Origin of the sequence: Pseudonocardia acidicola (assembly GCF_012911935.1) — a bacterium.
Lineage (GTDB): Bacteria > Actinomycetota > Actinomycetes > Mycobacteriales > Pseudonocardiaceae > Pseudonocardia > Pseudonocardia acidicola.
The window spans coordinates 1-22161 of sequence record NZ_JAAXLA010000033.1; the positions used below are offsets into that span (position 1 = coordinate 1).

Genomic DNA, 22161 nt, shown 5'->3' on the forward strand with positions numbered 1-22161 from the left:
GGCTGGGAGCGCGGGGACTGCGGGCTCGGGGACTGCGGGCGCTGGGGCTGCTGGCGAGGCGTCTGCTGGTACCGCATGGTCTCCTGGTCACGGTCGCATCGGGGCGAGATCTCACCCGTGTGAACGTGGATGATCGAGGAATCGCACCAATCGATCACTCAAAGTGAGCACACTCACTCGTTCGTGGTCGAACGCGCGATGTTAGCGGCCCTGCGGAGTATCCCCAACCCCTTGCGGGTGCAGCAGGCCCGGATGCCCGGGCGGCAGCGCCGTACGCAGCGCCGGCCAGGACAACCCGACACACAGGACGATCAACGGCCAGGTCAGCACGAGGCGGGCGACCCCGAGCGCGACCACGGCGTCGGCGAAGTACAGCGGCAGGAACACGGCGAGCCGGACGAGGTACTGGCCCACCCACACCCAGCTCGCGCGCTGGTAGCCGCGGAGCAGGTCGGGGTCGCGGCGCCACCGGGTGCGCTGCCGCAGCGCGGTGCCCACGATGATCCCGAGCAGCGGCCAGCGCACCACGATGGAGACCGCCCAGGCCAGCGCGCTGGCGGCATTGGTCACGAGTTGGACCAGGAAGAAGTCCACCGCGCGGCCGGTGCGGAGCGCGACCAGCGCCGCGACCGCCACCCCGAGCAGGCCGAACAGCACCGCCCCCACCCGCCGTCCGGCCGCGAGCCGGACGCCCGCGACCACCACGCCGGCCAGCACCGCGGCCGCCGCGCCCCAGGCCACCGCGTGCGCCGCCGTGAGCCCGTCGGCGAGCAGCCAGGCCGCCACGAACGCGGCGACCGGCACCGAGGCGTCCACGGCGCCGCCGCGTCCACCCAGGATCTCGCGCAACGTCGGCTCTGCAGTCGGTGGCGGCCCCGCGGGGCGCGGCTCGGACCCGGTCACACAGGCAAGGGTGCCCTATCACTGCAATCAGATCACCACCACTGGCGCATACCGGCTGCGGTAGGTGATCCTGGAGCGATGATCGCCCGTCCGACGGGTGACAGTGACGTGAACGAAAGGGGCTGTCGCTGTGGATGCCTTGACCAGTTACGTCGCCGTCGGCGACAGCTTCACCGAGGGCCTCGACGATTGGCATCCCGACGGGTCGCCGCGCGGTTGGGCGGACCGGGTGGCCGAGCGGCTCGCCGTCGGCAGGCCCGGATTCTCCTATGCGAACCTGGCGGTCCGCGGCAAGCTCCTGGACCAGGTCGTCGAGGACCAGATCCCGGTGGCCGAGCAGCTCGATCCCGACCTCATCACGTTCTGCGCGGGCGGCAACGACATCATCCGGTTCCAGTGCGACACCGACGAGCTGGCGGCCCGCTTCGACCGGGCGCTGGGCCGGCTGGTCGCGACCGGCGCCGAGGTGCTCATCTTCACCGGGTTCGACCTCGGCCGCATGCACCTGCTGCTGCGCCGGCTGCGCGGCCGGGTGGCCTGTTTCAACGAGATGATGCGGGCCAGCGCGGAGCGGCACGGCTGCCGGGTCGTGGACCTGTGGGCGATGGACGTACTGGCCGACCCGCGGGCGTGGGGACGTGACCGGCTGCATCTGACGCCCGATGCGCACGAGCGCGTCGCGCTGCGGGTGCTCGAGGTGCTGGGCGAGCCCGTCGCCGAGGACTGGCGGACGCCGTGGCCCGCCGCCGAGCCCGCCCCGTGGCGGCACCGCCAGCAGGAGGACCTGCGCTGGGTGCGCGACTACGTGATGCCCTATGTCCGAGGACGGCTGTCGGGCCGGCAGACCGGCGACGGCTACGTGCCGAAGCGGCCCGAGCTGGCGCCGCTGTTCCCGCTGGACGGCTCCCACCCGGCGCTCTGACGACGACGGCGGCCCCACCCGGATCCGGGTGGGGCCGCCGCTGTCAGTGCGTCAAGCGATCATCGGGACACCGGGGTGAAATCCCGGGCGCCGATGTACTCAGGGCGCCGCTTGGGCGCGTAGTACGGCTCGACGAGCGTGTTCTCCACGCTGTTGAACACGATGAAGATGTTCGACCGCGGGTAGGGCGTGATGTTGCTGCCCGACCCGTGCATGCAGTTGGAGTCGAAGAACGTCGCCGATCCGGCCGCGCCGGTCAGCATGGAGATGCCGTGCCGGTTGGCCAGCGCCGTGAGGCTGTCCTGGTCCGGCGTGCCGATCTCCTGCTCCTTCAGCGACTCCCTGTAGTTGTCCTCAGGGGTCTTCCCCACGCACGAGACGAACGTCTTGTGCGAGCCCGGCATGATCATCAGGCACCCGTTGTGCGGGTAGTTCTCGGTCAGCGAGATCGAGATGCTCACCGCCCGCGGGACCGGCATGCCGTCCTCGGCGTGCCAGGTCTCGAAGTCCGAGTGCCAGTAGAAACCGCCTCCACCGAAACCCGGCTTGTAGTTGATCCGGCTCTGGTGCACGTAGACGTCCGAGCCGAGGATCTGCCGGGCCCGGCCGGCCACCCGCTCATCGGCGACCAGCCTCCCGATCGCCTCGCTGATGCGGTGCACCTCGAAGATCGAGCGGACCTCGTTCGAGGTCTTCTCGATCACCGTGCGGTCGTCCGCACGCACCGTCGGGTCGGTCGCAAGCCGGTCCAGCTCGGCGGCGTAGCCGGCCACCTCGTCAGGCGTCAGCAGCTGCGGGATCGTGACGAAGCCGTCGCGCTCGTGCGCGGCGAGCTCCTGCGCACCGAGCATTCCCGCGCTGGCATGATCGCCCCACACCGTCGGCTCGGCCCGCTCGATCAGCGCGGGCGTGTCGGACACCCGGGTGTAGTAGCGGTCGTTCGTCTGGGTCTCGCTGCCGATGACGGCTGTCATCTCAGGATGCCTCCTTCTGTGTCTCTGCCTTTCCGGACGCAGTGGTGGTGGCGACGGTCGGTTCGGTGATCAAGGGGTACACGCCGTTCTCGTCGTGCACCTCCCGCCCGGTGACCGGGGGGTTGAAGACGCAGACGGTACGCATCTGCGTCTTCGGACGCACCTGGTGCTTCTCGTTGCCGCTCAGCACGTAGATCGAGCCGGGCGCCAACCGGTAGGTGACGTCGTTGTCCTTGTCGTAGAGCTCGCCCTCACCTTCGGTGATGAAGACGGCCTCGATGTGGTTGGCGTACCAGAAGTCGTTCACCGTGCCGGCCTCGAGCACGGTCTCGTGGACCGAGAAGCCCACGCCGTCGCCCGCGAGCACGATGCGCTTGCTGCGCCAGTTCGGGGTCTTGACGTCGCGCTCGGTGTCGGTGATCTCGTCGAGAGTCCTGACGATCATCGGTTCTCTCAGCTCCCTGTCACGCTGCGGACGGACTCGGCGATGACCGCCAGGCCCTCCTCCAGCTCGTCGTCGGTGATGGTCAGCGGCGGAAGGACCTTCATGACCTCGCTCGAGGGCCCGGAGGTCTCCATCAGCAGCCTGCGCTCGAACGCCGCGGCGCAGACCTTGCCCGCCAGGTCGGCGTCGGCGAACTGCAGGCCGCGAGCCAGCCCACGACCCTTCACCGTGACCTCGGCGGTACGGGTGTCCGCGGCGATCTTGTTGAACGCCTCCTCGACCCGCTCCCCCTTGGCCAGCGTCGAGCGCTCCAGCGCATCGTCGGACCAGTACTCCCGCAGCGCCGCGGTGGCGGTCACGAACGCCGGGTTGTTGCCACGGAAGGTGCCGTTGTGCTCACCGGGACCCCACTGGTCGTATTCCGGCTTGATCAGCACCAACGCCATGGGCAGCCCGTACCCGGAGATCGACTTGGAGATGCAGACGATGTCCGGCTCGATGCCCGCGATCTCGAAGGAGAAGAACGGGCCGGTGCGCCCGACGCCCATCTGCACGTCGTCGACGATCAGCAGGATGTCGTGCCGGCGGCACAGCTCGGCCAGCCCCTGCAGCCACTCGATACGGGCCGGGTTGATGCCGCCCTCGCCCTGCACGGTCTCCACGATGACCGCGGCCGGCTCGTTCAGGCTCGAACCCTGGTCCTGAAGGACCCGCTCGAACCACAGGAAATCCGGCACCTTGCCGTCGAAGTAGTTGTCGTAGGGCATCGGCGTGGCGTGCACCAGCGGCACCCCCGCGCCGCCACGCTTCATCGAGTTGCCGGTCACCGACAGCGCACCCAGCGTCATGCCGTGGAACGCATTGGTGAAGTTGATCATTGCTTCCTTGCCGGAGATCTTCCGGGCCAGCTTCAACGCGGACTCCACCGCGTTCGCCCCGGTCGGACCGGGGAACTGCACCTTGTAGTCCAGCCCGCGCGGCGCCAGGACCTTCTCGCGGAAGGTCTTCAGGAACTCCCCCTTGGCCCGGGTGTACATGTCCAGGCCGTGGGTGATCCCGTCCCGCTGCAGGTACTCGATCAGCGGCTTCTTCAGCGCCGGCGGGTTGTGCCCGTAGTTGAGCGCGCCGGCGCCGGCGAAGAAGTCCAGATAACTGTTGCCGTCGACGTCGGTCAGTCGACTGCCGACGGCGGTGTCGAACACCACCGGCCAGCTTCGGCAGTAGCTCCGGACCTCGGACTCCAGATCCTCGAAGATGGTCATGGCGTGCCTCATCCTTGCTTTATCGGGCCGATTCTGTAGAGAAACTCGGGCTCGTGTCCGCCACCCAACTGGTCGCCGCTGAACAGCTCCGACCGGGTGAGGTGGGCCTCGCGGCGTCCGGCGAACGAGGTGAACAGCCGCACGGACGATTCGTTGTCCGGAGTGATCGTGGTTTCCAGGTGGTCGACGCCGTCGACGCCGTCGAACAGGGTGTCCAGCATCCGCCCGGCGATCCCGTGCCCACGCGCCGCCGCATCCACCGCGACCTGCCAGACCACCAGCGTGCCGGGCTCGTCGGGCCGGCGGTAGCCGGTCACGAAGCCGACCGCGGCGCCGTCCAGGCGCGCGATCACGGAGGTCGCGGCGAAGTCCCGGCACCAGAGCAGGTACGCGTACCGGGAGTTCACATCCAGTACCTGGGACTCGGCGGCGAGGCGCCACATGTCGACGCCGTCGTCGACACTCGGATGCGCGACCGACACCTCGGGCGGGATACTCGGCGGGTCCGCGGTCGCGGCCTCGGGTGCGATCATGTTGACTGAACGTAACAGGCAGCCCGCAGAATTGCATCGACGGCAGCCGCTGACCTGCGAAAACTATCCGATTCTGTGACGTGGTCCACGACCACGTTTAACGAATCGAAAAGCGGGAAACCTATGCCCCCATTTTTCGTGATCATCGAGTCGCCGAGCGCGGACGATCCGTCGGGTGAACGGTGGCAGCGGTGACGTTCGGTCGCGCACGAAGGTTACCTCGCGCGAGCCGGCGGCCCAGGCCCACGACGATCAGGCCGAGGCGACGGCAGCGGTGGGACGAGCTGGACCTGCCACGCCTGGCCGCCCTGCTCGGGACCGTGCCGGTCCCGGAACAGCCGGGCATCCGGCGGCGCATCGGCGACGGCGCCCTGTTCCTGGCCGGGGTCTTCCCCGAATACGCGCAGCGCTCACTCGGCCTGATCGAGGTCGCCCGGCTGCAACGAACCACCGGCCTGCGGCTCACCACCGCCGATGGCGACGTCTGCGACCTCCTCGAAGAGCTGGCGGGCGGCGCCTACGAACGGAGCTACATCCCCGGCCTGTTCCTCATGGGCGTCGGAATCGAGATCACGCTTACCGCGTCGGTCAATCTCGTGCAGCCGGCCTGGCCGGAGGACGTCCAGGGCGACATCTCCGGCGGCGGAGCGGCGTGCCACGCCATGATCTAGAGCTCTCACACCACGTTTGATGCCACGTCCGGCTCACGGACCGGGCTCATCCAGCCAAAACTGCTGTTCAGACGGAGCCGGTGGTCGGACTCGAACCGACGACCTACCGCTTACAAGGCGGTTGCTCTACCAACTGAGCTACACCGGCGGGCCCCGCGAACGAACGCGATCCACTGCATCGTAGTGCGAACGGCCGCCCTTACCCTGGCCGGTATGGCCCCGCGGATCACCGACATGATCGCCCGGACCGGCCACCGGCCGTGGGGAACGGGCTGAGACATGGCCACCGGAGACACTCCCGCCGAACGCATGACCCGGCGGCTGCGCGGAGCGCTGCGCCGCGACGCCCGCCGGTTGCTCGCCGCCGGCCCGCCGACGCTGCCGATGCTGATGGTCGGGCCGGAGGTGCCCGACGACGCCCGTGTACAGCAGGTGCTCGATCTCTGCATGCGGGTCGGCGAGGTGCTGCTGTCCAGCGGGGAGAGCGTCGACGAGGTCACCGCCACGATGCTGCGGCTGGCCTCGGCGTGCGGCCTGTCCGCGGTCGACGTGGACATCACGTTCACCTCGATCACGATGTGCTGCCACCGGGGCATGGCCGCGGCACCGGTGACGTCGATGCGCCTGATCCGCTACCGCTCCCTGGACCTCACCCGGCTCGCCGCCGTCAGCCGCATCGTGGCCGAACTGGAGGCCGGCCGGCTGGACGTGCGTGCCGCCTCGACGGAGCTGTCCGCGGCCACCGAAGCCCCGCACCCGTACCCACGCTGGGTCGCCACCGCGGGCTGGGCGGGGCTCGCCGGGTCCATCGCCGTGCTGCTCGGCGCCGGGCCGCTGACGGCGACCGTTGCGTTCATCGTCACCGCGCTGATCGACCGGACCGGGCGATTGCTCAACCGGTGGGGGCTGCCGGCGTTCTTCCAGCAGGTGGTCGGCGGGTTGCTGGCCACCATGGCGACCGTCGCCCTGCTCGCCGCCGGCCTGTTCCCGCCGGGCACCCGGCCGTCGCTCGTCGTCGCAGCCGGGATCACCGTGCTGCTGTCCGGGCTGTCCGTGGTCGGCACGGTGCAGGACGCGATCTCCAGCTACTACGTCACCGCGGCCGGCCGGGTCGTGGAGATCGCCCTGCTGTCGGCCGGCCTGCTCACCGGCGTCGTCCTGGGCCTGAAGCTGGGCTTCCAGGTCGGCGTCGCGCTCGAGGTGGCCGGCGACCTGCCCGGTGGGGCAGGCCGGTTCGGGGTCTCGCTCGCCGCCAGCGCGGCGGCCGCGGCCGCCTACGCCCTCGCCGGGTACGCCCCGCTGCGCTCGCTGGCGGTCGCCGGCCTCGCCGGGGCGGCCGGCTACGGGACCTACGCGCCGCTCGCCCAGTACGCCGGTGTCGGCCCGGTGGCCGCCACGGCCGCGGCGGCCACCATCGTGGGGCTCGCGGCCGGCCTGCTGCGTCGCCGCGGCGAGGTGCCCTCGCTCGTGGTGACGCTGGCCGGTATCACCCCGCTGCTGCCCGGTCTGACCGCCTACCGCGGCTTCTACCAGCTCGCGGTCGAAGGCCTGTCCGAAGGACTGGTGACCGTGACGATCGCGCTGGCGATCGGCCTGGCGATCGCCGCGGGCGTGGCACTCGGCGAGTTCGTGACCCGGCCGCGGCGCAGATCCGCGATCGTTGACCCCGCACCGGACGACGAGCGGCAGTAGGCTCATTCGTCGGGTTCGCGGGCGTCTCCGGCCCGCGGTGCGAGGAGGACCAGTGACCGCCGGCAGTACCGATTCCCCCAAGGCCGAGTTCGTGGTGGTGGCCAACCGGTTGCCCGTCGACCTGGAGAAACTGCCCGACGGAAGCGAGCGCTGGAAGCGCAGCCCGGGCGGCCTGGTGACCGCGCTGGAGCCCATGCTGCGCAGCCGGGAGGGCGCCTGGGTGGGCTGGCCCGGGCTCGCCGACGCCGACGTGCAGCCGCTGGTCGAGGACGGCCTGCAGCTGCATCCGGTCCGGCTGTCCGCGCAGGAGGTCGAGGAGTACTACGAGGGCTTCTCCAACGGCACGCTCTGGCCGCTCTACCACGACGTCGTCGCGCCACCGGCGTTCCACCGGCACTGGTGGCAGGCCTACGTGCGGGTCAACCAGCGCTTCGCGGAGGCCACCGCCGAGGTCGCCGCCGAGGGCGCGACGATCTGGATCCAGGACTACCAGCTGCAGCTGCTGCCGGCGGCGCTGCGCGCGCTGCGTCCCGACCTGCGGATCGGCTTCTTCCTGCACATCCCGTTCCCGCCGACCGAGCTGTTCATGCAGCTGCCCTGGCGCCGGGAGATCGTCCAGGGGCTGCTCGGCGCCGACCTCGTCGGTTTCCACACCCCCGGCGGCGTGCGCAACTTCCGCTGGTTGGCCACCCGGCTGGCCGGCGCCGGCGCGGGCAGCAACCGGAACGAGATCACCGTCGACGGGCGGCCGGTGCGGATCGGCGCGTTCCCGATCTCCATCGACTCCGCCGCGCTCGACCAGCTCTCCCGCAGCGACGCCGTGCGCAAGCGCGCCGCCGAGGTCCGGGCCGACCTGGGCAACCCCGACAAGATCGTCCTGGGCGTCGACCGGCTGGACTACACCAAGGGCATCGACGTCCGGCTGCTGGCGTTCCACGAGCTGCTCGAGGAGGGCCGGGTCAGCGCCGACGACACCGTCATGGTGCAGCTGGCCACCCCGAGCCGGGAACGCGTCGAGCACTACCAGAAGATGCGCAACGACATCGAGCAGAGCGTCGGCCGGATCAACGGGGAGTTCGCCCGGGTCGGGCACCCCGCCGTGCACTACCTGCACCAGTCACTGCCCCGCGACGAGCTGGCCGCGTTCTTCCTGGCCGCCGACGTCATGCTGGTGACCCCGCTGCGCGACGGGATGAACCTGGTCGCCAAGGAGTACGTCGCGTGCCGGCACGACCTCGGCGGCGCGCTGGTGCTCTCGGAGTTCGCCGGCGCAGCGGGCGAGCTGACCCAGGCGTTCCTGGTCAACCCGCACGACACCGACGGCGTCAAGAACACGCTGTACGAGGCGCTCACCATCTCCCCCGAGGAGGGGCGCAAGCGGATGCGGGCCCTGCGCCGTCAGGTGATGACCAACGACGTGGACCGCTGGGCACGCTCGTTCCTCGGCGCGCTGGGCATGCCGGAGCCGGTGGGCGCCGACCGTGACTGACCCGCTGGACGCCGGGCTCGACATCGCGCTCACCGAACTGGCGGCCGCACCCCGGCTGCTCGTGACCCTCGATTTCGACGGCGTGCTCGCGCCGATCGTGTCCGACCCGGCTGCGGCCCGGCCGCTGCCCGGGGCGACCCGCGCGATCAACGCGCTCACCGGGCTGCCCGGCACCACGGTGGCGCTGGTCTCCGGGCGCGGGCTCGCGGACCTGGCGGCCGTGTCCGGGTTCGGCGCCCCGGTGCGCATGGTGGGCAGCCACGGCGGCGAGTTCTCCGGCGGTGACGGCGGCTCTCTCCTGGACGACGAGCAGCAGGCGCTCAAGGACGAGCTGGCCGTGGCGCTGCGCGGGCTGGTCGACGGCGCCGCCGGGGTCGCGCTGGAGCACAAGCCGGCCGGGGTGGCGGTGCACGTGCGCAACGCCGACCCGGCGACCGGCGCCCGGGTGCTCGACGCGGTCCGCTCCGGGCCCGCCTCCTGGCCCGGGATCGAACCGACCGAGGGCAAGGCCGTCATCGATCTGGCCGTGCTGCAGGTGAGCAAGGGCGCGGCGATCGACGTGCTGCGCGAGCGGGTGGGCGCGGACGTGGTGCTCTTCGCCGGTGACGACGTCACCGACGAGACCGGTTTCGCCCGGCTGGGCCCCGGCGACGTCGGCATCAAGGTCGGTGACGGCGAGACCGCCGCCGGGCACCGGGTGGCCGGGCCCGAGGAGATGGTGGCCGTGCTCGAGCGGCTGCTGACACTGCGCGGCGCGGGCTAGCGGCGTCGATCGGTGGGCCCGCTCACCACCCGGAGAAGAACCGCTGCGCGACGCGCGGCTCGCGGCTCGTCGTCCCGATGACCAGTTCGGTGGGCAGGATGACCTGCCGCGGCCGGTTGCGGTCGCCGCGCTCGAGGAGCAGCTCGCCGGCCGCCCGGCCCTTCTCCCGGACCGGCTGGCGGACCGTGGTGAGCCCGGCCCGGCCGCCCTCCGGCACCCCGTCGAAGCCGGTGATCGTGAGGTCGTCGGGCACCGCGAGGCCGCGCTGGACGGCGTAGCGCAGCGCCCCGAGCGCGAGGATGTCGGACGTACAGACGATCGCGGTGATCTCGGGGTGTGCGGTCAGCAGCTCGGCGGCCGCCGCCTCCCCGGCGTCGACGGAGTGCTCGAACCGCTCGTGCACCGGCACCTCGGACCAGCTGACCCCGACCTCGGCGAGCCCGTCGCGAAGCCCGGCGAGCCGGTCCCGCTGCACCGGGTAGGTCGCCGCGGCCTGCCGGGCCTCGGACGCCGGGCCGTCGCTGCGCTGCGCCCCGAGCCGCATGCACAGCACGCCGACGCGCCGATGGCCGAGCGCGGTGACGTGCCGGGCCATCCCCAGCATGGCGGCCCGGTCGTCCACGCCGACCCGGTCGACGCCCTCGACCCCGACCGGCTGGTCGCACACGACGGTGGGCACGGGCCGCTGCAGCACGGCCAGGAAGTGCGGGTCGTCCTCGCGCACGGAGTAGACGACGAAGCCGTCGACCCCGGCCTGGTGCACGGCCGTCACGTCCTCGTGCTCCGGGCTCGCCGGCACCAGAAGCAGGCCCTGGCCGGCCCGCTCGCAGGCCAGCGCCAGACCTTCGAGGAACCCGGTCGCCACCGGGTCCCGGAACGCGTAGGACAGCGCCTCGGTGAGCAGCAGCCCGACCGCACCGGCCCGTCGCGTGCGCAGCGAGCGGGCGACCGGGTCCGGGCCGGGGTAACCCAGCCGCCGGGCCGCTTCGAGGACCCGGGCGCGCAGCGGGGCGGACAACTGGTCGGGCCGGTTGTAGGCGTTGGAGACCGTCGTCCGCGACACGCCGAGTTCGGCGGCGAGCGAGGCCAGGGTCGCCGGCCGGCGGATGTTCGGGGGCCCGGACATCCTCAGAACCTAACCGTCCGGGCTCCCGAGGCGGAAGTCTCGCCCCGCTCGGCGCTCCGTCGGCTCGACCACACGCTAGAGTGAATCGACAACGGTTATCAATGTAACCATGCGCATTCACTGATATCAGGAGCCTGAAGTCCATGTCTCTGGGGTCATTGCGACGCCTCCGGCTCGGCACCGCCGCGGCCGGGTTCGCCGCCCTCGCGCTGGCGCTCACCGGCTGTGGCGCGTCGACGGACACCGCCGCCCCTGGCACCACGCCCGGAGCTGCCGTCACCGTCGCCACGTCGACGAACGTCTACGGTGCCATCGCCTCGGCGGTCGGCGGCGACAAGGTGAAGGTGTCGTCGATCATCAACGACCCGACCGCCGACCCGCACTCCCACGAGGCCACCCCGGCCGAGGCGGCCACCGTCACGAACGCGCGGATCGTCGTGCTCAACGGCGGCGGCTACGACGACTTCATGTCCCGCCTGACCTCGTCGGCCGGCGGCGACCGCACCGTGATCGACGTCGTGCAGCTGTCCGGGCTGCAGCCGGCCGCGGCGACCGCCACCGGCCACTCCCCCGCGGACGGACACGATCACGGCGAGTTCAACGAGCACGTCTGGTACAGCCTCCCGACGGTGAAGAAGCTCGCCGGCCAGCTCGCCGCCGACCTGGGCAAGGCCGACCCCGCGCACGCGGCCGAGTTCACCGCCAACGCCGCCGCGTTCACCGCGAAGATCGACGGTCTGCAGCAGAAGGTCGACGCGATCAAGGCCGCGCACTCCGGCACCCGGGTCGCGGTGACCGAGCCGGTGCCCGGTTACCTGCTCGAGGCCGCCGGTCTGACCGACGCCACACCGGAGGAGTTCGCGCACGCCGTCGAGACCGACACCGACCCGCCCGCAGCCGTGCTGGAGCAGACCCTGGCGCTGTTCACCTCGAACCCGGTCCACGCACTGGTGCTCAACGCCCAGACCCAGACCCCGACCACCGACCAGGTCAGGCAGGCAGCCACGGCGGCCAACGTTCCGGTCGTCGAGGTGACCGAAACGCTGCCCGCCGGCGTCAACGACTACGCCACCTGGATGGGCAACCAGATCGACGCCCTGGCCGGCGCCCTGAACCACAGCTGACGAGACGACCGACAGGAGGGAACGGCCCCCATGAGCACCGTCACCGGGCGCAGCACCGACCTGACCGGCCCACCGGTCGCCCCGGTCCCGCAGCACGCGCCGGGCACGAGCGCGGTCTCGCTGCGCGGCGCCCGCCTCAGCTTCGGGGCCCGCACTCTCTGGGACGGCCTGGACCTCGAGATCGCGCCCGGCGAGTTCGTCGCGGTCCTGGGCCCGAACGGCTCCGGCAAGACCACGCTGATGCGGGTGCTGCTCGGGCTGCTCCCGCTGTCGGCGGGTGAGGTCCGGATCTCGGGCCGGCCGCCGCGGCGGGGCAGCCCCGCCATCGGCTACATCCCGCAGCAGAAGGCCCTCGACCCCGACCTGCCGCTGCGCGGCCGCGACCTGGTCGGGCTCGGCCTCGACGGGCACCGGCTCGGCATCGGGCTACGCCGGCGCGAGCAGCGCCGGGCGCGCGTGGACGCGGCACTGGCCGCGGTGGGCGGCACCGCCTACGGCGGGGCCCCGGTGGGCCGGCTCTCGGGCGGCGAGCAGCAGCGGCTCCGGGTGGCCCAGGCCCTGGTCGGCGACCCGAGCGTGCTGCTCTGCGACGAGCCGCTGCTCTCGCTGGATCTCGCCCACCAGCGCACGGTGACCCGGCTGATCGACGCCCGGCGGCGCTCGGCGTCCACCGCTGTGGTGTTCGTCACACACGAGATCAACCCGGTGCTGCCGCTGGTGGACCGGGTGCTCTACCTGGTCGACGGCCGGTTCCGGATCGGACGCCCCGACGAGGTCATGACCTCCGAGGTGCTCTCTGAGCTGTACCGCACCGAGGTCGACGTCCTGCGGGTGCGCGGCCGGCTGGTCGTGGTGGGCGCGGAGGACGGGTGCCGGCATCCCGAGCACGCGGAGTCCGGCGCCACGGAAGGGGAACCGGCGTGACCGGCATCCTCAGCAGGATCTTCACCTTCGACGGCACGGGCCAGCTGCTCGCGCTGCCGTTCGTGCAGAACGCGTTGATCGCCTGCGCCGTGCTCGGACTGGTGGCCGGCGCACTCGCCCCGCTGATCGTGGCCAGAGGCATGGCGTTCGCGGTGCACGGCACCGCCGAGCTCGCCTTCACCGGCGGCGCCGCGGCGCTGCTGATCGGCATCGGCGTCGGGGTGGGCGCCGTCGCCGGCGCCGTGGTCGCCGGCCTGGTGTTCGGGCTGCTCGGGCTGCGCCAGCGTGAGCGCGACTCGGTGATCGGTGTCGTGCTGGCCTTCGGGCTCGGGCTCGGGGTGCTGCTGCTCGCGCTCTACAGCGGCCGGGCCTCGAACAAGTTCGGCTTGCTCACCGGCTCGATCGTGTCGGTCGACTCGACGAACCTGTGGGTGCTCGGGGTGGTCGCGGTGCTGGTCATCGCGGTGCTCGCGGTGCTGTACCGGCCGCTGCTGTTCGCCAGCACCGACCCGGACGTCGCGCTCGCCCGGGGCGTCCCGGTCCGGTTCCTGTCCCTTGTCTTCGCCGTGCTCATCGGGCTGACCACCGCCCTCGCGGTGCCCATCGTCGGCGCCATCCTGGTGCTCGCCGTGATGATCGCGCCCGGGGCCGCGGCGGCCCGGGTGACGGCGAGCCCGGTGCTGGCGACGGTGCTGGCCGTGCTGTTCGCAGAGCTGGCGCTGGTCGGCGGCACCGTGCTGTCGCTCGCGCCCGGCCTGCCCGTGTCCGGCTACGTCGCCGCGATCGCCTTCGTGTGCTACCTGGTCTGCCGGCTCGTCGGCCGGCTGCGCCGACGGGCCCCGGCACGCGCCTGAGGCCGCCGGCCGCGTCAGGCCGGGCTCAGCGCTGCCGGCGCCGCCGCGCCACCTCGGCCAGCACCACACCGGTGGCCACCGCGGCGTTGAGCGATTCCACCGCGCCCGCCATCGGGATCGATACGGTCACGTCACAGGTCTGCTTGACCAGCCGGGACAACCCCTTGCCCTCCGAGCCGACGACGAGCACCAGCGGATCGGTGGCGAGCTCGAAGTCGTCCAGCGACACGTCGCCCTCGGCGTCCAGGCCCGCGATCATCAGCCCCGCGGTGGCGTACTCGCGCAGCGTCCGGGTCAGGTTGGTCGCCATCGCCACCGGCACGCGGGCCGCGGTGCCCGCGGACGCCCGCCAGGCCACCGCGGTCATGCCGGCGGCGCGGCGCTGGGGGACGACCACACCGTGCCCGCCGAACGCACCCACCGAGCGCACCACCGCACCCAGGTTGCGCGGATCGGTCACGCCGTCCAGCGCCGCGATCAGCGCGGGCTGCCCGGAGTCCGCCGACGCCTCCAGCAGCTCGTCGGGGTGCGCGTAGGAGTAGGCCGGAACCTGCAGCCCGACACCCTGGTGCAGCGCGCCGCCGGAGAGCCGGTCCAGGTCGTTGCGCGGGACCTCCAGGATGGAGATACCGGCGTCGGCGGCCAGGTGCACCGCCTCGGAGATCCGCTCGTCGGCCGTCGTGCCGATCGCGACGTACAGGGCTGTGGCCGGCACCCCGGCGCGCAGGCATTCGACGACGGGGTTGCGGCCGAGCACCGTCTCCGCGGTCTCGCCGTCACCCGGACGGCGCCGCGAGCCGGCCACCGCGGGGCGGCCGCCCGACTTGTTCGCCGCGGCCTTGGCGTCCCGGGCCGCCTTGCGCGCGGCCGGGTGGCCCGGGCGCATCTCGGCCGGCGGCGTGGGGCCCTTGCCCCGCAGCCCACGACGGCGCTGCCCACCGGATCCGGCGACCGCGCCCTTCTTCGTGCCTTCTTTGCGAATCGCACCGCGGCGCTTGGAATTGCCGGCCATCACACGTCCCTGCTGTTCACGCTGTTAAGCATCCTTGAGCGACCACGTCGGGCCGTCCGGGTTGTCCTCGACGGAGATCCCGGCGGCCAGCAGCCGGTCGCGGATCTGGTCGGCGGTGGAGAAGTCGCGCCGGGCCCGGGCCTGCTGGCGCTGGGCGAGCAGCTCGTCGACGAGGGTGCCCAGCGCGGCCACGGCGGCGTCGTCGGCCCGGTCGCCGCCGGCCCAGCGCGGGTCGAGCGGATCGATCCCCAGCACACCGGTCATCGCGCGCACCGCCGAGGCGGCGGCCGAGGCGGCGGCCCGGTCGCCCGCGTCGAGCGCGGCGTTGCCCTCGCGCACCGTGCGGTGGATGACGGCGAGCGCGCCCGGCGTGCCCAGGTCGTCGTCCATCGCGGCGGCGAAGTCGGCGGGCACCTCGGCGTCGACGCCCGGCTCACCGACCCGCTCGCGGACGCGGTGCAGGAACGACTCGATGCGCCGGTAGGCCGCAACGGCCTCGCTCAGCGCCGCGTCGGAGTACTCGATGGCCGAACGGTAGTGCGGGCCGATCAGGTAGTAGCGCAGCTCGACGCCGCGGACCCGGCGCAGCAGCGCGTCGATGGACAGCGTGTTGCCCAGCGACTTGGACATCTTCTCGCCGCCCATGGTCACCCAGGCGTTGTGCAGCCAGTAGCGGGCGAACCCGTCCCCGGCGGCGTGCGACTGGGCCTGCTCGTTCTCGTGGTGCGGGAAGACGAGGTCGAGGCCGCCGCCGTGGATGTCGAACTCCGCGCCCAGGTAGGTGGTGGCCATCGCCGAGCACTCCAGATGCCAGCCGGGCCGGCCGCGGCCCCACGGCGTCTCCCAGGACGGCTCGCCGGGCTTGGCGGCCTTCCACAGCGTGAAGTCGAGCGGGTCGCGCTTGGCGCCGGCCTCGCTCTCACCCTGCGCGACGTCGTCGACCTTCTGCCGCGACAGCGCGCCGTACTCCGGGAAGGAGCGCACCGAGAAGTAGACGTCGCCGCCGGCGGCGTAGGCGTGCCCGGCGTCGATCAGCCGCTGCATCAGCTCGACCATCTGCGGCACGTGCCCGGTGGCCCGCGGCTCGATCGACGGCGGCAGGCAGCCCAGCGCGTCGTAGGCGGCCGCGAACGCACGCTCGTGGGTGGCCGCCCACTCCCACCACGGCCGGCCCGCCTCGGCGGCCTTGCGGAGGATCTTGTCGTCGATGTCGGTGATGTTGCGCACGAGCGTCACGTCGAAGCCGCTGTAGGCGAGCCAACGGCGCAGCACGTCGTAGTTGAGCCCGCTGCGGACGTGGCCGATGTGCGGAAGGCCCTGCACCGTGGCGCCACAGACGTAGATCGACACGGCCCCGGCCCGCAGCGGGACGAAGTCACGCTGCTCCCTGGTAGCGGTATCGAAAAGGCGCAAGCTCACTCTTCCTAGACTACGGACTCCCTGGTCAGGCAGAATCGTCGGCCGTCACAGTCGGCATCAGCAGCGCCGTCGCCACCGCGGCGATGCCCTCGCCGCGGCCGGTGAGCCCGAGCCCGTCCGTGGTGGTTCCCGAGACCGCGACCGGTCCGCCGACGGCATCGGAGAGCACCCGCTGGGCCTCCGCTCGCCGGGTGCCGATCTTCGGAGCGTTGCCGATGACCTGCACGGCGGCGTTGCCCACCGTCCAGCCGGCCTCGGCGAGCAGCCTGCGGACCTCGGTCAGCAACGTCACGCCGCTCGCTCCCGACCACTCCGGGCGGCCGGTGCCGAACACCGCGCCCAGGTCGCCCAGGCCGGCGGCCGACAGCAACGCGTCGCACAGCGCGTGCGCGGCGACGTCGCCGTCGGAGTGGCCTGCGCAGCCGTCGGCACCGTCCCAGCGCAGCCCGGCGATCCAGCACGGCCGGCCGGCCTCGACCGGATGCACGTCGGTACCGACACCGACCCTCACGATGTCCTCCGCCTGAGCAGCAGCTCGGCCAGTTCGAGGTCCCACGGCGTCGTCACCTTGAACGCCGACGCGTGCCCCGGGACCGTGTGCACCGGCTCGCCGAGGGCTTCGACCAACCCGGCGTCGTCGGTCGCCGCGGACGTCGCCGCGGCGTAGGCCCGGCGCAGCACGTCGTAGCTGAAGCCCTGCGGGGTCTGCACCGCACGCAGCACCGAGCGGTCGATCGTGCCGTGCACCCTGCCGTCACCGTCGACCTGCTTGACGGTGTCGGCGAGCGGGAGCGCCGGCACGACGGCGGGGTGTCCGGACCGGACGGCCGCGACCACGGCCGCGGTCAGCTCCGGCGGAGTGAGCGGGCGCGCGGCATCGTGCACGAGCACCGTGTCGACCTGCGACTCCCGGCCGCCACCCGGGGAGCCGGCGGCTCGTTCACCACCGTGGGCGTCCTCGGTCACCCGGCCGATCGCGCGCAGCGCGCAGCGCACCGACTCGGTCCGGTCGGCCCCGCCCGCGAGCACGACGACCGGGCGCCCGGCCAGCAACGACCGGGCCGTGCCGACCTGGTCCGCCGGGGCCGCCACGATCACCCGGTCCACCACGCGGGAGTCCAGCAGCCCGTCGACGGTACGTACCAGCATGGGTACCCCACCGAGGGACACGAAGGCCTTCGGGACAGCGGCCCCGAGGCGTACTCCGGAACCCGCGGCAGGGACGACCGCCACGACACTCATACGGGAAGCCCGGGACTTCGGATCCGGGTCGGGCGATCAGCCGATCGTCAGGCCGTCGCGGTGGCGAGCACCTCGTCGAGGAGGACCTCGGCGCGCTCCTCGTCGGTGCCCTCGGCCAGCGCGAGCTCACTGACCAGTATCTGCCGCGCCTTCGCCAGCATGCGCTTCTCGCCCGCGGACAACCCGCGGTCCTTCTCGCGGCGCCACAGATCACGCACCACTTCGGCGACCTTGTTCACATCGCCGGAAGCGAGCTTCTCCAGGTTCGCCTTGTACCGCCGGGACCAGTTGGTCGGCTCCTCGGTGTGCGGCGCACGCAGCACCTCGAAGACCCGGTCCAGACCCTCCTGGCCCACGACATCACGGACGCCGACGACCTCGGCGTTCTCTGCGGGAACACGCACCGTGAGATCACCCTGGGCGACCTTGAGGACGAGGTACTTGCGCTCCTCACCCTTGATCGTCCGAGTCTCGATGGCCTCGATGAGAGCGGCACCGTGGTGCGGGTAGACGACGGTCTCTCCGACCTTGAAAACCATGTGTCCTCTGCCCCTTTCGCTGCACCCAGGTTAACACGTCAGGGCCACTGACCGCGCGGTGGCCGGGACCGTCGTCGCAGGTCAGGGGGTTGACAACCGACAGGAAACGTGCAGGGCGGGCGTATCCCGCTCCCGCACCGGGAGCCACGTTGCCGCCCCCGCGAGCGGCGCGACTACGCTTACTGCAGGTCACCACCACGACCATCCGAGCACTGCACCGCCCCCACCGCACCGGGCCGCGCTCCGCGCGGAACCGACCGGCAGGAAGGACGCCAGACCCGTGAGCCGCACCTCGCGCTTCCGCCCGATCCGAGCCGCCGTCCTGATCGGCGCCATGATCGGGACGGTGGGGCTCGCCGGCTGCGGCGCCGGGCAGATCTCCCAGACCGCCGACCAGGTCCCCGCCGTCGCCGGCGCGAACGTCGCGGTCGGCCACATCTCGGTGCGCAATGCGCAGATCGAGTTCCCGATCGGCACAGCGCCGTCGGCCGCGGTGTACCCGCGCGGCGGCACCGCTCCGGTCGCGCTGACCATCGTCAACGAGTCCGACCAGGCCGACCGGCTGATCGCGGCCACGAGCAGCGTGGGCACGGTCCAGGTGCAGGGCGACACCGAGCTGCCCGGCCAGCACCTGCTCGTGTCCGGCAACCAGATCAAGGTCCCGCTCCCGAACTCGAACCAGGTGCAGTTCACGATCTCGGGGCTGCGCGACGACATCCGGCCCGGCCTGACCTACCCGGTGACGCTGACCTTCCAGCGGGCCGGTGACGTCACCGTCGATCTGCCAGTCGGCACCGAGGAGGAGGCCCGCCGCGACCAGCCGGCGGCCGAGAGCACGGGCGCGGGCCACTGACCGGTCGTAGCCGAACTCCGCGCGTCGGGTACCGCTGCGCGGAGTGCGGACACCAGGCCGCACAGTGGGTCGGGCGCTGCCCGGCCTGCCAGGCCTGGGGCAGCCTCGAACAGCACGCCGCCCCTGCCCGCGGCACGAAACGGGTGGCCGCGGGGGCCCCGAGCACGCCCGCGCGGCGCATCGGCGAGGTCGAGCTCGACACCGCGCGGGCCCGCCCCACCGGCGTCGAGGAGCTCGACCGGGTGCTCGGCGGCGGGCTGGTGCCCGGTGCGGTGGTGCTGCTGGCGGGCGAGCCCGGCGTCGGGAAGTCCACGCTGCTGCTCGAGGTCGCCGCGAAGACGGCCGCCCGCGGCCGTGTGCTGTACGTCACGGGCGAGGAGTCCGCGGGACAGGTCCGGCTGCGCGCCGAGCGCACCAGGGCCGTGCACGACGAGCTCTACCTGGCCGCGGAATCCGACCTCGGGGCCATCCTCGGGCACCTGGACACGGTGAAACCCGACCTGCTGGTCGTCGACTCGGTGCAGACCATGACGACCGCGGACGCCGAGGGAACCACCGGCGGCGTCACCCAGGTCCGTGCCGTCACCGTCGCGCTGACCGCGCTCGCCAAGGAGCGCGGCCTGCCGGTGATCCTCGTCGGTCATGTGACCAAGGACGGGTCCATCGCCGGGCCGCGGGTCCTCGAGCACCTCGTCGACGTCGTGCTCTCGTTCGAGGGCGACAAGCACTCCACGCTGCGCATGGTCCGCGGGGTGAAGAACCGGTTCGGCCCGGCCGACGAGGTCGGCTGTTTCGAGTTGCGCGACGAAGGCATCGTCGGCCTTCCCGATCCGTCCGGGCTGTTCCTGGCCCGCTTCGGCGCCTCCCGGGAGGCCGTCGTGCCGGGGACCGCGGTGACGGTCGTGATGGACGGCCGCAGGCCGCTGCTGGCCGAGGTACAGGCGCTCGTCGCCGGCAAGGACATCGCCAGCCCGCGGCGCGCGGTCAGCGGGCTGGACAGCGCCCGGGTCGCGATGCTGCTCGCCGTGCTGGAGCGTCGGGCCGGGATCCGGCTGCACGACGCCGAGGTGTTCACCGCGACGGTCGGCGGGATGAGGGTGCTGGAACCGGCCGCGGACCTCGCGCTCGCGCTGGCGATCACCTCCGCCAAGCGCGACCTCGCCCTGCCGCCCGACCTGGTCGTGCTCGGCGAGATCGGGCTGGCCGGCGAGGTGCGCCGGGTGTCCGGGGTGCAGCGTCGCCTCGCGGAGGCCGCCCGGCTGGGCTTCACCCGGGCCCTGGTGCCGCCGGACTGCGGGGTCAAGCCCAACGGTATGCGGATCCAGGAGGTCGGGGACGTGGCGCTGGTGCTCGACAGCATCCGCGCCCGCTGAACGCCGCGGTCAGTTCATCAGCAGGAACGGGGTCGGCGAACTGACCATCTGGGCCAGCCGGGTCACCACCCGGTAGGCGCCCGCCGGCAGCTGCCTGCGGGGCGCGGTGCAGCCGGGATTCGAGGTCTTGCCCGACCAGGTCACCGCAAACGCCACCGGCTGGCCAGGCACGAGGGTGCGCAGGTCGGTGCTGGCCGGGTTGACACAGTCGTTGCTCGACCACAGCCGGGTCGCCCCGTCGCCGCTCCACACCACGATCTCCTGCTGCGAACCGTCGAGGTCGCGCACGCACGGCTGGTCGCTGACGTTGGTGACGACCAGCCGCAGCACCGGCCGGTCGCCGACCTTGTGGTCGGGCCGGTCGATCTCGGCGGCGACGGTGAGCATGTCGTCGGCGCAGGGCACCGGCCCGGTGGCGGGCACCGGCAGCGACGGCGGGACCGCCACGGGCGGACGGGGGGTGTCGTCGGGCCGGACCTGTTCGTCGGTCGGCGGTGTCGTGTCCGGCTGCCCCGTCTGCGAGGGGTCCGGGCTCTGGGTGCCGGGGCTCGTCGAGACGACCGGTGTGCCGGATGCCGACGGCGCCGCCGTCGCGGAGGTGGCCGGGTCGGGTGCGGCCTCGGTCATGGCTGCGCGGCTGGCCGGCCGGGTGGTGGCAGCCTCGGCCGCGTCGTCGCTCGAGGGTGCGGTCAGCGCGGCGAAGGACCAGCCGAACACCATGAACACCACGATGACGACCGCGAGGGCGACCCAGCGCCGTCGCCAGTACACGGACGCGGGCAGCGGTCCGACCGGCTCCCACATGTCACGCAGCGTAGATTCTTGATTACTACAAGTTGCGGAAGCTCGCCCGGCGCGCCGCGGCGGATGCGACCCGAACCACCCGTGTGGTGGAGCAGCCGGAAGCGGGCCCTTGCCCCCTTCGTTCCCGCCGCGGTTCACTCATGCCGTGATGCGCATGCGGCCCGAACCCTTCTGGCCCAGCCGCCGCATCATGCAGTTCGACGAGTTCTGTCGCTCGGCCCCGTAGCGCGCCGAAGGCCTTCCTCAGATCCCGGCCGACGGCCTGCGCGTTCCACATGTCGTGGGCGCCCGCTCGCGGCATTCCCCTTTCGATCGGGAGCCACCCATGTCCGTCACGGACGAACTGCTCGCCAACAACGCCCGGTACGCCGAGACCTTCTCCGGCCCGCTGCCGCTGCCGCCCGCCAAGCACGTCGCCGTCGTGGCGTGCATGGACGCCCGCCTCGACGTCTACCGCATCCTGGGCCTCGACGAGGGCGAGGCCCACGTCATCCGCAACGCCGGCGGCGTGGTCACCGACGACGAGATCCGCTCGCTGGCCATCAGCCAGCGGCTGCTCGGAACCCGCGAGATCATCCTGATCCACCACACCGACTGCGGCATGCTGACCTTCACCGACGACGGCTTCAAGCAATCGGTCCAGGCCGAGACCGGCATCAAGCCGGAGTGGGCCGTCGAGGCGTTCTCCGACCTCGACGACGACGTCCGCCAGTCCATCGCGCGGATCAAGGCCAACCCGTTCGTCCCGCACAAGGACTCGATCCGCGGATTCGTGTTCGACGTCGCAACCGGCAAACTCAACGAAGTCCCTTAACCCCTCCCCCGCCCGCATCGGGATGGCTTTGCCGGTACTCAACGCCGGCAAAGCCACCCTGATGGCACCGGGGGCCGGGGTCAGAGAGCGTCCACGCCGCGTTCGCCGGTGCGGACACGGACCATCGCCTCGACCGGGCAGACCCACACCCGGCCGTCGCCGGGCTGCCCGGCGGCCACCCTGGCGATGATGTGCACGAGATCCGCCGCGTCGCCGTCCGGGGCCACGATCTCCATCCGCACGCCCGGCGACACGTCGACCTGGACGTGCCGGCCGCGGTAGACCTCCTCGTGTCGGCCGGACCGGTCGCGCTCGAACACCTCGGTGACCGTCAGCCCCAGATCGGCGAAGGTGCGCAGCGCCTCCCGGACCGCGGCGAACCGCTCCGGCGCGATCACCGCCGAGACCAGCTTCACGATCGTC

The 22161-nt window shown here is 72.2% G+C and carries 24 protein-coding genes and 1 tRNA gene; 11 read left to right on the plus strand and 14 right to left on the minus strand.

Annotated elements, in window-relative coordinates:
* Nucleotides 1–201 precede the first annotated feature (201 nt).
* Nucleotides 202–903: a DUF3159 domain-containing protein gene (locus tag HF526_RS18020; protein WP_169382649.1), complete on the minus strand. Its 702-nt coding sequence runs from the start codon at nt 901–903 to the stop codon at nt 202–204.
* 130 nt (nt 904–1033) lie between these two features.
* On the opposite strand from HF526_RS18020, the gene HF526_RS18025 reads away from it, so the two are divergent.
* Nucleotides 1034–1825, plus strand: a complete 792-nt coding sequence (locus tag HF526_RS18025) for a GDSL-type esterase/lipase family protein (RefSeq protein ID WP_169382650.1) — start codon at nt 1034–1036, stop codon at nt 1823–1825.
* Nucleotides 1826–1884: 59 nt separating this feature from the next.
* On the opposite strand, the gene thpD is transcribed toward HF526_RS18025, so the two are convergent.
* The 4 genes from thpD to ectA are packed head-to-tail and all read right to left on the minus strand — an operon-like array spanning nt 1885 to nt 5039.
* On the minus strand, nt 1885–2799 hold the full coding sequence (gene thpD, locus HF526_RS18030; protein WP_169382651.1) for an ectoine hydroxylase: 915 nt from the start codon (nt 2797–2799) through the stop codon (nt 1885–1887).
* 1 nt (nt 2800) lies between these two features.
* Nucleotides 2801–3244, minus strand: a complete 444-nt coding sequence (locus HF526_RS18035; RefSeq protein ID WP_169382652.1) for an ectoine synthase — start codon at nt 3242–3244, stop codon at nt 2801–2803.
* An 8-nt stretch (nt 3245–3252) separates the two neighbouring features.
* Nucleotides 3253–4506 carry a diaminobutyrate--2-oxoglutarate transaminase gene (ectB, locus tag HF526_RS18040; protein WP_169382653.1) on the minus strand — a complete coding sequence of 418 codons (1254 nt, stop codon included), beginning with the start codon at nt 4504–4506 and terminating at the stop codon, nt 3253–3255.
* Between the two features lie 8 nt (nt 4507–4514).
* The gene (ectA, locus tag HF526_RS18045; protein ID WP_169382654.1) at nt 4515–5039 is read right to left on the minus strand and encodes a diaminobutyrate acetyltransferase; all 525 of its coding nucleotides are present in this window, start codon (nt 5037–5039) and stop codon (nt 4515–4517) included.
* Between the two features lie 191 nt (nt 5040–5230).
* Between ectA and HF526_RS18050 the strand changes: the two genes are divergently transcribed.
* Nucleotides 5231–5710 (plus strand): hypothetical protein, encoded by a 480-nt coding sequence (locus tag HF526_RS18050; protein WP_169382647.1) that lies wholly within the window; start codon nt 5231–5233, stop codon nt 5708–5710.
* Nucleotides 5711–5785: 75 nt separating this feature from the next.
* Here the strand turns inward: HF526_RS18050 and HF526_RS18055 are convergent.
* Nucleotides 5786–5858 (minus strand) — tRNA-Thr (locus HF526_RS18055).
* Nucleotides 5859–5989: 131 nt separating this feature from the next.
* Between HF526_RS18055 and HF526_RS18060 the strand changes: the two genes are divergently transcribed.
* From HF526_RS18060 to otsB, 3 genes are read left to right on the plus strand one after another with little or no spacing between them, the layout of a single operon-like run.
* On the plus strand, nt 5990–7402 hold the full coding sequence (locus HF526_RS18060) for a threonine/serine exporter family protein (protein WP_169382655.1): 1413 nt from the start codon (nt 5990–5992) through the stop codon (nt 7400–7402).
* Nucleotides 7403–7454: 52 nt separating this feature from the next.
* A complete protein-coding gene (locus HF526_RS18065) occupies nt 7455–8891 on the plus strand; it encodes an alpha,alpha-trehalose-phosphate synthase (UDP-forming) (RefSeq protein ID WP_338051555.1) in 1437 nt (478 codons plus the stop codon).
* Nucleotides 8884–9654 (plus strand): trehalose-phosphatase, encoded by a 771-nt coding sequence (otsB, locus tag HF526_RS18070; protein ID WP_169382659.1) that lies wholly within the window; start codon nt 8884–8886, stop codon nt 9652–9654. The genes HF526_RS18065 and otsB overlap by 8 nt, the downstream gene beginning before the upstream one ends.
* Before the next feature lie 22 nt (nt 9655–9676).
* Here otsB and HF526_RS18075 read toward each other — a convergent pair whose 3' ends face one another.
* Nucleotides 9677–10780, minus strand: a complete 1104-nt coding sequence (locus tag HF526_RS18075; protein ID WP_169382660.1) for a LacI family DNA-binding transcriptional regulator — start codon at nt 10778–10780, stop codon at nt 9677–9679.
* A 143-nt stretch (nt 10781–10923) separates the two neighbouring features.
* Between HF526_RS18075 and HF526_RS18080 the strand changes: the two genes are divergently transcribed.
* From HF526_RS18080 to HF526_RS18090, 3 genes are read left to right on the plus strand one after another with little or no spacing between them, the layout of a single operon-like run.
* Entirely contained in the window at nt 10924–11904 is a 981-nt protein-coding gene (locus HF526_RS18080) for a metal ABC transporter solute-binding protein, Zn/Mn family (protein ID WP_169382661.1), read from the plus strand.
* Nucleotides 11905–11934: 30 nt separating this feature from the next.
* Nucleotides 11935–12828 carry a metal ABC transporter ATP-binding protein gene (locus tag HF526_RS18085; protein WP_169382663.1) on the plus strand — a complete coding sequence of 298 codons (894 nt, stop codon included), beginning with the start codon at nt 11935–11937 and terminating at the stop codon, nt 12826–12828.
* Nucleotides 12825–13682 (plus strand): metal ABC transporter permease, encoded by an 858-nt coding sequence (locus HF526_RS18090; protein ID WP_338051556.1) that lies wholly within the window; start codon nt 12825–12827, stop codon nt 13680–13682. The genes HF526_RS18085 and HF526_RS18090 overlap by 4 nt, the downstream gene beginning before the upstream one ends.
* A 25-nt stretch (nt 13683–13707) precedes the next feature.
* Here HF526_RS18090 and rlmB read toward each other — a convergent pair whose 3' ends face one another.
* The 5 genes from rlmB to HF526_RS18115 are packed head-to-tail and all read right to left on the minus strand — an operon-like array spanning nt 13708 to nt 17894.
* A complete protein-coding gene (gene rlmB, locus HF526_RS18095; RefSeq protein WP_169382664.1) occupies nt 13708–14694 on the minus strand; it encodes a 23S rRNA (guanosine(2251)-2'-O)-methyltransferase RlmB in 987 nt (328 codons plus the stop codon).
* Between the two features lie 24 nt (nt 14695–14718).
* Nucleotides 14719–16113: a cysteine--tRNA ligase gene (cysS, locus tag HF526_RS18100; protein WP_169382666.1), complete on the minus strand. Its 1395-nt coding sequence runs from the start codon at nt 16111–16113 to the stop codon at nt 14719–14721.
* 25 nt (nt 16114–16138) lie between these two features.
* Nucleotides 16139–16624 carry a 2-C-methyl-D-erythritol 2,4-cyclodiphosphate synthase gene (ispF, locus tag HF526_RS18105; protein WP_169382668.1) on the minus strand — a complete coding sequence of 162 codons (486 nt, stop codon included), beginning with the start codon at nt 16622–16624 and terminating at the stop codon, nt 16139–16141.
* Nucleotides 16621–17355 carry a 2-C-methyl-D-erythritol 4-phosphate cytidylyltransferase gene (gene ispD / locus HF526_RS18110; protein WP_169382670.1) on the minus strand — a complete coding sequence of 245 codons (735 nt, stop codon included), beginning with the start codon at nt 17353–17355 and terminating at the stop codon, nt 16621–16623. The genes ispF and ispD overlap by 4 nt, the downstream gene beginning before the upstream one ends.
* Before the next feature lie 47 nt (nt 17356–17402).
* The gene (locus HF526_RS18115) at nt 17403–17894 is read right to left on the minus strand and encodes a CarD family transcriptional regulator (RefSeq protein ID WP_075953662.1); all 492 of its coding nucleotides are present in this window, start codon (nt 17892–17894) and stop codon (nt 17403–17405) included.
* 280 nt (nt 17895–18174) lie between these two features.
* Here HF526_RS18115 and HF526_RS18120 point away from each other — a divergent pair, with 280 nt between their 5' ends.
* Both HF526_RS18120 and radA read left to right on the plus strand, forming a co-directional pair.
* The gene (locus tag HF526_RS18120) at nt 18175–18747 is read left to right on the plus strand and encodes a copper chaperone PCu(A)C domain-containing protein (protein WP_169382672.1); all 573 of its coding nucleotides are present in this window, start codon (nt 18175–18177) and stop codon (nt 18745–18747) included.
* A complete protein-coding gene (radA, locus tag HF526_RS18125) occupies nt 18744–20120 on the plus strand; it encodes a DNA repair protein RadA (RefSeq protein WP_169382748.1) in 1377 nt (458 codons plus the stop codon). Before HF526_RS18120 ends, radA begins: the two co-directional genes overlap by 4 nt.
* 9 nt (nt 20121–20129) lie before the next feature.
* Here radA and HF526_RS18130 read toward each other — a convergent pair whose 3' ends face one another.
* A complete protein-coding gene (locus HF526_RS18130; RefSeq protein WP_169382674.1) occupies nt 20130–20924 on the minus strand; it encodes a MucR family transcriptional regulator in 795 nt (264 codons plus the stop codon).
* 325 nt (nt 20925–21249) lie between these two features.
* On the opposite strand from HF526_RS18130, the gene HF526_RS18135 reads away from it, so the two are divergent.
* Nucleotides 21250–21738, plus strand: a complete 489-nt coding sequence (locus HF526_RS18135; protein ID WP_169382675.1) for a beta-class carbonic anhydrase — start codon at nt 21250–21252, stop codon at nt 21736–21738.
* A gap of 80 nt (nt 21739–21818) precedes the next feature.
* Here HF526_RS18135 and HF526_RS18140 read toward each other — a convergent pair whose 3' ends face one another.
* On the minus strand, nt 21819–22154 hold the full coding sequence (locus HF526_RS18140; protein ID WP_169382676.1) for a P-II family nitrogen regulator: 336 nt from the start codon (nt 22152–22154) through the stop codon (nt 21819–21821).
* Between the last annotated feature and the right edge of the window lie 7 nt (nt 22155–22161).

Coding starts and splice junctions, on each gene's coding strand:
- HF526_RS18130 (WP_169382674.1), bottom strand. CDS start 20,924: ATGTGGGAGCCGGTCGGACCGCTGCCCGCGTCCGTGTACTGGCGACGG.
- rlmB (WP_169382664.1), bottom strand. CDS start 14,694: ATGGCCGGCAATTCCAAGCGCCGCGGTGCGATTCGCAAAGAAGGCACG.
- HF526_RS18075 (WP_169382660.1), bottom strand. CDS start 10,780: ATGTCCGGGCCCCCGAACATCCGCCGGCCGGCGACCCTGGCCTCGCTC.
- HF526_RS18085 (WP_169382663.1), top strand. CDS start 11,935: ATGAGCACCGTCACCGGGCGCAGCACCGACCTGACCGGCCCACCGGTC.
- ispD (WP_169382670.1), bottom strand. CDS start 17,355: ATGAGTGTCGTGGCGGTCGTCCCTGCCGCGGGTTCCGGAGTACGCCTC.
- HF526_RS18060 (WP_169382655.1), top strand. CDS start 5,990: ATGGCCACCGGAGACACTCCCGCCGAACGCATGACCCGGCGGCTGCGC.
- ectA (WP_169382654.1), bottom strand. CDS start 5,039: ATGATCGCACCCGAGGCCGCGACCGCGGACCCGCCGAGTATCCCGCCC.
- HF526_RS18135 (WP_169382675.1), top strand. CDS start 21,250: ATGTCCGTCACGGACGAACTGCTCGCCAACAACGCCCGGTACGCCGAG.
- HF526_RS18115 (WP_075953662.1), bottom strand. CDS start 17,894: ATGGTTTTCAAGGTCGGAGAGACCGTCGTCTACCCGCACCACGGTGCC.
- HF526_RS18080 (WP_169382661.1), top strand. CDS start 10,924: ATGTCTCTGGGGTCATTGCGACGCCTCCGGCTCGGCACCGCCGCGGCC.
- thpD (WP_169382651.1), bottom strand. CDS start 2,799: ATGACAGCCGTCATCGGCAGCGAGACCCAGACGAACGACCGCTACTAC.
- ectB (WP_169382653.1), bottom strand. CDS start 4,506: ATGACCATCTTCGAGGATCTGGAGTCCGAGGTCCGGAGCTACTGCCGA.
- HF526_RS18035 (WP_169382652.1), bottom strand. CDS start 3,244: ATGATCGTCAGGACTCTCGACGAGATCACCGACACCGAGCGCGACGTC.